This is a genomic window from Streptomyces sp. NPDC054956, from assembly GCF_053609185.1.
This window is the reverse complement of record NZ_JBSGXB010000297.1, coordinates 1-9,233: the sequence shown is the minus strand read 5'-3', so window position 1 is coordinate 9,233 and position 9,233 is coordinate 1. Positions and strand designations below refer to the sequence as shown.

Below are 9,233 nucleotides of genomic sequence, written 5' to 3'. Positions count from 1 at the left end.
TCCTGTCCCCGCTGCGGGGTATGGGGGGGGGGCGGGCACCTTTCCGGGCCCCGCCCCGCGGTGGTGGCTCTCGCTTACAGGGCCCCGATGAAGGTGGCAAAGGCGGCGGGGCCGACGGTGAAGGCGGGGCCGCCGGGGTTCTTGGAGTCCCGCACGGCGACTAGGCAGGGCTGGGCGGCGACCTCTACGCACTCGCCGCCGCTGCTGCCGCTGTACGAAGCCTTGCGCCAGGTGGCGTCACCGAGGGGGGCGCACTCGACGCACTCGCCGCCGGTGGTTCCGCTGTACGACGACTTACGCCATACCGCTCCGGTCAGGTTCAGGTCCGTCACCATAGCGTTCCTCCATCACACGGGCGATCAGCTCAGCCGAAGCCTCAGGGGAGAGGGCGGCAGCCTGCAATCGAGCGTAACCGACCGAACGCTCCCTGATCACGGATGGGTTGGCCGTCATATGGCCCTGTGCATAGCCTTCCTCGTAGAACAAGTCCGGGTCGCCCTCGAAGCGGAGGAGGGTGAATGAACCCATCAGTCCTGCGTGCTGTCCGACCGAGAAGGGCAGCACTTGGATCTGCACCCATGGCCGCTCCAGGAAGCCCAAAAGGTGTGCGAGTTGGTTCCGCATGACCTCGCGGTCACCTACCTGCTGACACAGCACCCCTTCGGCAAGAACCACCCACAAGGCAGGCGGGTGCTCGCGCTCCAGAATGCGCTGCCTCTCCATGCGCGCTGCCAATAGCTCTTCGACTTGCCCGGGGCGATCGACGCCGAGCAGGGCCCGGGCGTAGCCCTCTGTCTGCAACAGCCCGTGCACCACCTGACATTGATAGGTGGAGATGTACGCCGCCTTCGCCTCCATCTCCGCGTACGCCTGGAACCACGTCGGCAACTGGCTGCGCAGCACCAGGCCCACCAGCCGGGAGAACACCCCACCGGTCCCGAGCGCCGCGTCCACCCGTTCGGAGAACTCCCGGGTCGGGACCTTCCGGGCCGTCTCGATCTGCCCGACCAGGGAGGCCGTGCAGTAGACGATGCTCCCCAGCTGCCCCTGTTTCAGCTGCGCGTCCTCCCTCAGGCGGCGCAGCTCGGAGCCGTAGTAGTCCAGCGGAGACGCACTGGGATCGAGATCGCGCATGTTGACCACGAGGCGGTCACCCCCAAGCTCACGCCGCGAGGCGTTCCGTTCGGTCTGTAGCCGAGCGTAACCAAGACATCGCCTGACGGTGACCGGAATCACCCAACTCCCCTATCGGGGGAACCAGATCACCCCCGCGACGGCTCCCCCGAGCGTGGTGAGCAGGGTGAGGAAGCGGTGGGGGATGTGCTCGACGGTCAGGTGCAGCCCCCGTACCCGGATCTCCAGGAACGGGCGCGTCTCGTGGTCGGTGGTGCGTAGGGTGCGCGACATGGCGTGGTCCTCCATCTTCTCCGGCCCCGTGTCGGGCCGCTGAAGCAAGGGAAGGTCCCGGACGTCATGTTGGCGACGCCGCAAGCCGGTCTTGCGCGACAGAGCGCAACTTGCGCGCCTCGCAAGAGGGAGAAGGTGCATGTCGGAGCAGCCCTTGAGCGTCCGTGGGCCCCAACCGCCGCAACGGCTCGGTCCCCTGGACGGGAACCTGAGCCAGGAGGACGCCGCGTTCGCCCAGCATTTGCGCGAGCTCCGGGAGGACTTGAGGATGTCCTCCACGGACATCGTCAAGTGGCTCAAGGAAAACGAGCCCGAGGCCGCGATCGACGCGAGCCGGCTCTCCCGCTACCTGAGCGGAGCCGACCTGCCGAGGCCCTCCCTACTGCCCTCCCTGTACCGGCTGCTGGCCATGCGTCAGGCCGTGGACCCGGACCGGATGGCGGAGGGCTGGAACCGGCTCTACGCCGCGGCCCGGGCCAGGGGCCCGCTGGTCGCGCGCGAGTACAAGGAGGAGTTCTCGCGGATCGCGCTGGAGGAGCACCGCGTCCAGACCGCACGCGACCTGGCCGGTCTGCGCGAACAGCTCGACCGGGAACGGCAGCACCGTGAACGCCTCGAGACGAGCCTCGCCGACGTGTTCGCCCGCGCGGAGGGAACGCACCAACAGGTACAGGACCTGGAGGACGAGCTGGACCGTGTCGGTCAACGGCTCGAAGGGCTCGAAGACCTGGTGCGGCAGCACGAATCCGAGCTGCGCCTCCTCCAGGCGGATTCCGAACGCGGCGCGCAGGCCCACCGGGAGACCAGGGCCGAGATCGACCTGTGGCAGGGGAAGGTACCGGCCCCTTGGACGGAGGACCCCATGCTCCTCGCCCGCGGCATTGTCGCGCTGCGCGACGAGGGAGCGGACGAACAGGCCGATCAGCTGCTGTCGCTGGTGGCGAGGGACCTTCCCGTAGCTCTCCTGCCCGGGCTGTTCGACGCCTTCGAGGAGCTCGGCCGCATGCTCGAGCGCGCGCGCCTGAGCCGCCTCATCAGCGCGCAGCGCAGGGCCAAGGACCTCCTCGCGCTCACTGAGCCAACCAAGGTCAACGCTGTGATCCCCGGAAAAAGCCTGGCCGGCTGGGCGGAGCAGGTGCTCGTCGAGACGGGCATGAGGGCGCCGGCGCGGGAGCTCGTGCTGCTGACGAGGCTGCTCGAGGAGACGGGTCGCACTCGCCACAGGATCCATCTGGTCAAGGGCCTGAAGCAACGCACCGAGGGCCTGGCGGAGGTCGCCGCCTCCGGTGCGTTCATGCCGCACCAGGTGCCCTTGGCCGGGGAGGCCGCGCAAGGTGCTCCCGGAGGCCGGTCGTTGCGCACCTGACCCCGGCCCGGAACCGGCGGCCGGGCAAGGCCCGGGACCGGCAGCCGGGATCGGGCGAGGGACCGACGACCAGGCAGGGCCCGGGACCAGGCGCGGCACCACAGCCGGACACCGCCGGGACCCGCGCCCGGGCGCCGCCGCCGGGACCCACACCCGGGCCCGACACCGGACCCACGTCCCGGCCGAGGGCCGAACCCACCCCCGGGCCGAGCCCCGCCCGCCGCCCGCCGCCCGGCCCGACGCTGCACCCGAAACCCGGCCGGCACCAGCCGGTCAGCGCCGGTCAGCGCGCCCCGTACACCGGCTGCGGGGCCTCCGACTCCGCCAGGAGCTTCGCCGCCGTCTCCCCCGCCTCCGCCGGGGTCCACCGCGCGCCCCGGTCCGCCGTGGGCCCCGGCCGCCAGCCCTCCATCACCGTGATCCGGCCGCCCTCCGCCTCGAAGACCCGGCCCGTGACCCCGGCCGAGGCGTCGGAGCCGAGCCACACCACCAGCGGGGAGACGTTCTCCGGGGCCATCGCGTCGAAGGCCCCGGCTTCCGGGGCGGCCATGGTGTCCGCGAAGGTCTGCTCCGTCATCCTCGTCCTCGCCGCCGGGGCGATCGCGTTGACCTGGACCCCGTACCGCCCCATCTCCGCCGCCGAGACCAGGGTCAGCCCGAGGATGCCCGCCTTGGCCGCGCTGTAGTTGCCCTGGCCCACCGAGCCGAGCAGCCCCGCCCCCGAGGAGGTGTTCACGACCCGCGCGGCCACCTCTCGGCCTTCCTTCGCCTCCGCCCGCCAGTACGCGGCCGCATGCTTCAGCGGCAGGAAGTGCCCCTTGAGGTGAACCCGCATCACGGCGTCCCAGTCGTCCTCGTCCAGGTTCACGAGCATCCGGTCGCGCAGGAACCCCGCGTTGTTGACGAGCGTGTCCAGCCGTCCGAACGTCGAGACGGCCGTCTCGACCAGCGAGGCCGCGCCCTCCGTCGTGGCGATGTCGCCGCCGTGCGCCACCGCTTCCCCGCCCGCCGCCCGGATCTCGGCGACCACCTGCGCCGCCGGGCTGTCCGGTCCCGGCAGGCCGTCGAGGCCGACGCCGAGGTCGTTGACCACGACCCGCGCGCCCTCCGCCGCGAAGGCCAGCGCGTGGGCCCGGCCCAGACCCCGGCCCGCGCCCGTCACGATGACCACTCGGCCCTCGGCCAGCCCGAGTCCACGTCCCATGTCAGCTCTCCTTGTTCGCAGTTGCCGCATCCAGAAACGCCGGGCGTTCGCCGCCCCCGTGCACGAGCAGGCTCGCGCCGCTCACGTACGCCGCCCGGTCCGAGGCGAGGAAGACCGCCGCGTCGCCCACGTCGGAGGGTTCGGCGAGCCGTCCCAGCGGGACGGTCGCGCCGACCGCCGCGATCCCGTTCTCGTCGCCGTAGTGCAGGTGGGACAGCTCGGTCCGCACCATGCCCAGGACCAGCGAGTTGACCCGTACCTCGGGGGCCCATTCGACGGCCATGGAGCGGGCCAGGTTCTCCAGGCCGGCCTTCGCCGCGCCGTACGCCGCCGTGCCCGGCGAGGGGCGGGTGCCGCTGACGCTGCCGATCATCACGATCGAGCCGCGCGCCTCGCGCAGCCACGGGTACGCGGCGACGGAGGCGGTCATCGGGGCGATCAGGTTGAGCTCGACGACCCGCGCGTGGCGTTCCGCCTCGCCCTCCCCCAGCAGCCGGTACGGGGTTCCGCCGGCGTTGTTGACCAGGCAGTCGAGCCGCCCGTGGCGCCGGACGACGGACCCGAAGAAGTCCTGTACGGCGGCCGGATTGCGCAGGTCGACGGCGGTGAACGACGCCGAGCGGCCTTCGACGGTCACCGGTTCCTCCGGTGGCCGGCGCGCGCAGACGACGACCTCGGCGCCCGCCGCGAGGAACGACCGCGCGATCCCGGCGCCGACGCCCCGGGTTCCGCCGGTGACGACGACAACCCTCCCGTTGAGCTCCATCGGCTGCTACCTTCCTCACCTAACAAATGTTTGGTGGAAAGGTAGCTGATCCACTCATGGGTGTCTCCACCTCAAGCCCGGACAAGGGCATCGCACTCGTCACAGTCGACTTCCCGCCCGTCAACGCACTGCCCGTGCAGGGCTGGTACGACCTCGCCGACGCCCTGCGCGCGGCCGGCCGCGATCCCGAGGTCCGGTGCGTGGTCCTCGCCGCCGAGGGGCGCGGCTTCAACGCCGGTGTCGACATCAAGGAGATGCAGCGCGACACCGGCCACGCCTCGCTCATCGGCGCCAACCGGGGCTGCTACGAGGCCTTCGCCGCCGTGTACGAGTGCGAGGTGCCGGTGGTGGCGGCCGTGAACGGGTTCTGTCTCGGCGGCGGGATCGGCCTGGTCGGCAACGCCGATGCCATCGTCGCCTCGGACGACGCGACCTTCGGACTGCCCGAGCTGGACCGGGGCGCCCTCGGGGCCGCCACCCACCTGGCCCGGCTCGTCCCCCAGCACATGATGCGCACCCTGTACTACACCTCGCGGACCGCGACCGCCGCCGAACTGCACGCGCACGGCTCGGTGTGGAAGGTCGTGCCGCGCGAGGAACTGCGGGCGGCGGCCCTGGAGCTGGCGGCCGAGATCGCCAAGAAGGACGGCTACCTCATCCGGCTCGCCAAGGCCGCGATCAACGGCATCGACCCGGTGGACGTGCGCCGCAGCTACCGCTTCGAACAGGGCTTCACCTTCGAGGCCAATCTCAGCGGGGTCGCCGACCGGGTCCGCGACACCTTCGGCAAGGAGGGACCGGCATGACCGGCCAGAGCGACAAGACGATGAGCGCCGACGAGGCCGTCGGGCGCCTCACCAGCGGAATGACCATCGGCATCGGCGGCTGGGGCTCGCGGCGCAAGCCCATGGCCCTGGTGCGCGCACTGCTCCGCACCGGGATCACCGATCTCACCGTGATCTCGTACGGCGGCCCCGACGTCGGCCTGCTCGCCGCCGCCGGGAAGATCACCAAGCTCGTCACCCCCTTCGTCACCCTCGACTCCATCCCCCTGGAGCCGCACTACCGGGCGGCCCGCGAGAGCGGCGCCCTCACCCTCACCGAGCTCGACGAGGCCATGTTCATGTGGGGACTGCACGCCGCCGCCAACCGGCTGCCGTTCCTCCCCGTCCGCGCCGGCATCGGCTCCGACGTCATGCGCGTCAACCCCGAGCTGCGCACCGTTACCTCCCCCTACGCGGACGGCGAGGAGTTCGTCGCCGTCCCCGCCCTGCGGATGGACGCGGCCCTGGTCCACCTCAACCGCGCCGACCGGCTCGGCAACGGCCAGTACCTGGGCCCGGACCCGTACTTCGACGACCTGTTCTGCGAGGCCGCCGACGCCGCGTACGTCAGCTGCGAGCAGATCGTGGAGACCGCCGAGCTCTCCAAGGCCGGCCCCCCGCAGTCCCTCCTGGTCAGCCGCCACTCGGTCACCGGGGTCGTGGAGACGCCGAACGGCGCCCACTTCACCTCCTGCGCCCCCGACTACGGCCGGGACGAGGCCTTCCAGAAGCTGTACGCGACCACCCCCTGGCCCGAGTTCGCCGAGCGCTTCCTGTCCGGCGGCAGCGAGCACGCCTACCAGTCGGCCGTCCAGGCCTGGCACGAGGAGCAGAAGTGAGCACGCCCTCCACCACCGCCACCGCCGTCAGCCGCGCCGAGTACTGCGTGACCGCCTGTGCCGAGGCCTGGCGCGACAACGGCGAGGTACTGGCCAGTCCGATGGGCCTGGTGCCCTCCTTCGGGGCCCGCCTCGCGAAGCGGACCTTCTCCCCCGACCTGCTGCTGACCGACGGCGAAGCGATGCTCGTCGGTCTCGACGGCACGGCCGAGGGCTGGCTCCCGTACCGGCGCCACCTGACCATGGTCACCGGCGGGCGCCGGCACGTGATGATGGGCGCAAGCCAGATCGACCGGTTCGGCAACCAGAACATCTCCTGCATCGGGGACTGGGAGCGGCCGGCCCGCCAGCTGCTGGGGGTGCGCGGCGCTCCCGTGAACACCCTGAACAATCCGGTGAGCTACTGGATCCCCAAGCACTCGACCCGGGTGTTCGTGGAGCGCGTCGACATGGTGAGCGGCGTGGGCTACGACCGCGCGGAGGCGGCCGGGGTGACCCGCTTCCACCGGCTCCCCCGGGTGGTCAGCGATCTCGGCGTCTTCGACTTCACCGGCCCGGAGCACTCCATGCGCCTGGCCTCCGTGCACCCGGGCGTCACGGTCGAGCAGGTCCGGGCGGCCACCGGCTTCGAGCTGGCGATCGCCGACGAGGTCCCGTACACGCGGGAGCCGACGGCAACCGAGCTGCGGCTGATCCGCGAGGTCATCGACCCCAAGGGGCTGCGCGACCGCGAAGTGCGGGTCTGAGCGATGGAGACGGCATTCACCAAGCTGGTCGGGGTCGAGCATCCGATCGTGCAGACGGGCATGGGCTGGGTGGCGGGTCCGCGCCTGGTGTCGGCGGCGGCGAACGCGGGCGCGCTGGGCATCCTGGCCTCGGCGACGATGACGATGGACCAGCTGCGCTCCGCCGTCCACGAGGTCAAGTCCCGTACGGACGCCCCGTTCGGGGTCAACCTGCGGGCGGACGCCGGGGACGCGGCCGAGCGGGCCCAGCTGATCATCGACGAGGGCGTACGGGTGGCCTCGTTCGCGCTGGCCCCGTCCAAGGAGCTGATCGCGCGGCTCAAGGACGCGGGCGTGGTCGTGATCCCCTCGATCGGGGCCCGCCGGCACGCCGAGAAGGTCGCGGCGTGGGGCGCGGACGCGGTGATCGTGCAGGGCGGCGAGGGCGGCGGGCACACCGGAGACGTGGCCACGACGGTGCTGCTGCCGCAGGTGGTGGACGCGGTCGACATCCCGGTGATCGCGGCGGGCGGTTTCAGCGACGGCCGCGGCCTGGTCGCGGCGCTGTCCTACGGGGCCGCGGGCATCGCCATGGGCACCCGGTTCCTGCTGACCTCCGACTCCACCGTCCCGGACGCGGTCAAGGCCGAGTACCTGAAGGCCGGCGTCAAGGACGTCACCGTCACCACGGCCGTGGACGGGCTCCCGCACCGGATGCTCCGCAGTGAGCTCGTCACCTCCCTGGAGCGGGCGGGCCGGGCGAAGGCGCTGGCCAAGGCGGTGCGGCACGCGGCGGGCTTCAAGAAGCTGTCGGGCCTGTCCTGGCCGCAGATGGTCCGCGACGGCCTCGCGATGAAACACGGCAAGGACCTGTCCTGGAGCCAGGTGCTGCTCGCCGCGAACACCCCCATGCTCCTGAAGGCGTCCATGGTCGAGGGCCGTACGGACCTCGGCGTCATGGCATCGGGCCAGGTCGCGGGCGTCATCGACGATCTTCCGTCGTGTGCGGAGCTCGTCACCCGCGTCATGGCCGAGGCGCACACCGTGCTGGAACGCCTGCACGGCCTGGGCTCCCCCCACCCCGGCCCGGCGCACCTCCTCCCCCCTCATCAGCTCGGCACCCTGCCACCACCAGGGTGATTCCCCTTCTCCGTTACAGGAGTTGCCCCAGATGAGCCGTGCCCGAATCCGCCTGGCGACCGCGGTGCTCGCTTCCGCCCTCGCCATCGGGACTCTGCCCGCCGCCGCGTACGCCGCGCCGGCGAACAGTGCCACCATCGCGCGCCACCACCACCAGTACGAGGCGCAGACGATCAGACAGATCCCCCTCCAGGGCGCGGTGAACGCCCGCGACCTGGGCGGGTACCGCACCTGGACCGGTGGTCAGGTCCGTCAGGGACTGGTCTACCGCTCCGACGCGCTGGGCAAGCTGACCGCGGCGGACATCACCACCGTCTCCGGTCTCGGCCTCACGAAGGTCGTCGACTTCCGCATTCCGATGGAGGTCCAGTACGACGGCGCCGACAAGCTGCCCGCCGGGCTGGCCGCCACCGCCCGCCCGGTCAGCGACCTCGGCCTGTACGGGACCCTGGTCGGCGCGATATCCAGCGGTGACCCCGTGAAGCAGGAGCAGATGCTCGGCGGCGGGCGCGCCGAGGCGTACATGCGCGACGTCTACAAGACGTTCGTCACCAACCCCGAGAGCCGGGCGCAGTTCGCGGCCACCCTCCACGAGATCGCCGACGGCAACCAGGGCCCGCTCCTCTACCACTGCACCTCCGGCAAGGACCGGACGGGCTGGATGAGCTACGTCCTGCTGCGTGCCCTGGCCGTCCCACAGGATGCCGCCGAGGGCGACTACCTGGCCACGAACGCCTTCCGCGCCGCGTACGACGCCCAGGTGCGGGCGGGCATCAAGCAGTCGGGCCGGATGCAGAACCCCGATCTGCTGATCCCGCTCCAGGAGGTCCGCAAGGACTACCTGGATGCGGCGACCGCGCAGATGGAGGCCGACTACGGCAGCTTCTACGGTTACCTCACCGAGGGCCTCGGCCTGGACCTGAGGACGCTGGCGAAGCTCCAGAACAAGATGGTCCGGTAAG

The 9,233-nt window shown here is 71.5% G+C and carries 11 protein-coding genes; 6 read left to right on the top strand and 5 right to left on the bottom strand.

Translation table 11 applies throughout. The features are described from left to right. Nucleotides 1-74 precede the first annotated feature (74 nt). From ACWGDE_RS31795 to ACWGDE_RS31785, 3 genes are all read right to left on the bottom strand, one after another. On the bottom strand, nt 75-335 hold the full coding sequence (locus ACWGDE_RS31795; RefSeq protein ID WP_453392499.1) for a DUF397 domain-containing protein: 261 nt from the start codon (nt 333-335) through the stop codon (nt 75-77). Next, nucleotides 295-1,143 (bottom strand): helix-turn-helix domain-containing protein, encoded by an 849-nt coding sequence (locus ACWGDE_RS31790; protein WP_453392498.1) that lies wholly within the window; start codon nt 1,141-1,143, stop codon nt 295-297. The genes ACWGDE_RS31795 and ACWGDE_RS31790 overlap by 41 nt, the downstream gene beginning before the upstream one ends. Before the next feature lie 102 nt (nt 1,144-1,245). Next, a complete protein-coding gene (locus ACWGDE_RS31785) occupies nt 1,246-1,407 on the bottom strand; it encodes a hypothetical protein (protein WP_453392497.1) in 162 nt (53 codons plus the stop codon). A 268-nt stretch (nt 1,408-1,675) separates the two neighbouring features. On the opposite strand from ACWGDE_RS31785, the gene ACWGDE_RS31780 reads away from it, so the two are divergent. After that, nucleotides 1,676-2,773: a hypothetical protein gene (locus ACWGDE_RS31780; RefSeq protein ID WP_453392496.1), complete on the top strand. Its 1,098-nt coding sequence runs from the start codon at nt 1,676-1,678 to the stop codon at nt 2,771-2,773. A gap of 283 nt (nt 2,774-3,056) precedes the next feature. Here ACWGDE_RS31780 and ACWGDE_RS31775 read toward each other — a convergent pair whose 3' ends face one another. Next, a complete protein-coding gene (locus ACWGDE_RS31775; protein ID WP_453392495.1) occupies nt 3,057-3,977 on the bottom strand; it encodes an SDR family oxidoreductase in 921 nt (306 codons plus the stop codon). A gap of 1 nt (nt 3,978) precedes the next feature. After that, nucleotides 3,979-4,743: an SDR family oxidoreductase gene (locus ACWGDE_RS31770; RefSeq protein ID WP_453392494.1), complete on the bottom strand. Its 765-nt coding sequence runs from the start codon at nt 4,741-4,743 to the stop codon at nt 3,979-3,981. Nucleotides 4,744-4,799: 56 nt separating this feature from the next. Between ACWGDE_RS31770 and ACWGDE_RS31765 the strand changes: the two genes are divergently transcribed. The 5 genes from ACWGDE_RS31765 to ACWGDE_RS31745 are packed head-to-tail and all read left to right on the top strand — an operon-like array spanning nt 4,800 to nt 9,232. Further along, complete coding sequence (locus ACWGDE_RS31765) at nt 4,800-5,549, top strand: enoyl-CoA hydratase family protein (protein ID WP_453392493.1); 750 nt, start codon at nt 4,800-4,802, stop codon at nt 5,547-5,549. Beyond that, nucleotides 5,546-6,406, top strand: coding sequence for a CoA transferase subunit A (locus ACWGDE_RS31760; RefSeq protein WP_453392492.1), 861 nt, complete (start codon nt 5,546-5,548; stop codon nt 6,404-6,406). Before ACWGDE_RS31765 ends, ACWGDE_RS31760 begins: the two co-directional genes overlap by 4 nt. Further along, complete coding sequence (locus tag ACWGDE_RS31755) at nt 6,403-7,152, top strand: CoA-transferase subunit beta (RefSeq protein ID WP_453392491.1); 750 nt, start codon at nt 6,403-6,405, stop codon at nt 7,150-7,152. The genes ACWGDE_RS31760 and ACWGDE_RS31755 overlap by 4 nt, the downstream gene beginning before the upstream one ends. Before the next feature lie 3 nt (nt 7,153-7,155). After that, nucleotides 7,156-8,271: an NAD(P)H-dependent flavin oxidoreductase gene (locus ACWGDE_RS31750; RefSeq protein ID WP_453392490.1), complete on the top strand. Its 1,116-nt coding sequence runs from the start codon at nt 7,156-7,158 to the stop codon at nt 8,269-8,271. Between the two features lie 31 nt (nt 8,272-8,302). After that, the gene (locus ACWGDE_RS31745; protein WP_453392489.1) at nt 8,303-9,232 is read left to right on the top strand and encodes a tyrosine-protein phosphatase; all 930 of its coding nucleotides are present in this window, start codon (nt 8,303-8,305) and stop codon (nt 9,230-9,232) included. The last annotated feature ends 1 nt before the right edge of the window (nt 9,233 follow it).

Bases quoted from the DNA above. Each gene is read 5' to 3' on its own strand.
- ACWGDE_RS31765 (WP_453392493.1), top strand. From the start codon at position 4,800: ATGGGTGTCTCCACCTCAAGCCCGGACAAGGGCATCGCACTCGTCACA.
- ACWGDE_RS31760 (WP_453392492.1), top strand. From the start codon at position 5,546: ATGACCGGCCAGAGCGACAAGACGATGAGCGCCGACGAGGCCGTCGGG.
- ACWGDE_RS31785 (WP_453392497.1), bottom strand. From the start codon at position 1,407: ATGTCGCGCACCCTACGCACCACCGACCACGAGACGCGCCCGTTCCTG.
- ACWGDE_RS31775 (WP_453392495.1), bottom strand. From the start codon at position 3,977: ATGGGACGTGGACTCGGGCTGGCCGAGGGCCGAGTGGTCATCGTGACG.
- ACWGDE_RS31780 (WP_453392496.1), top strand. From the start codon at position 1,676: ATGTCCTCCACGGACATCGTCAAGTGGCTCAAGGAAAACGAGCCCGAG.
- ACWGDE_RS31745 (WP_453392489.1), top strand. From the start codon at position 8,303: ATGAGCCGTGCCCGAATCCGCCTGGCGACCGCGGTGCTCGCTTCCGCC.
- ACWGDE_RS31750 (WP_453392490.1), top strand. From the start codon at position 7,156: ATGGAGACGGCATTCACCAAGCTGGTCGGGGTCGAGCATCCGATCGTG.
- ACWGDE_RS31795 (WP_453392499.1), bottom strand. From the start codon at position 335: ATGGTGACGGACCTGAACCTGACCGGAGCGGTATGGCGTAAGTCGTCG.
- ACWGDE_RS31770 (WP_453392494.1), bottom strand. From the start codon at position 4,743: ATGGAGCTCAACGGGAGGGTTGTCGTCGTCACCGGCGGAACCCGGGGC.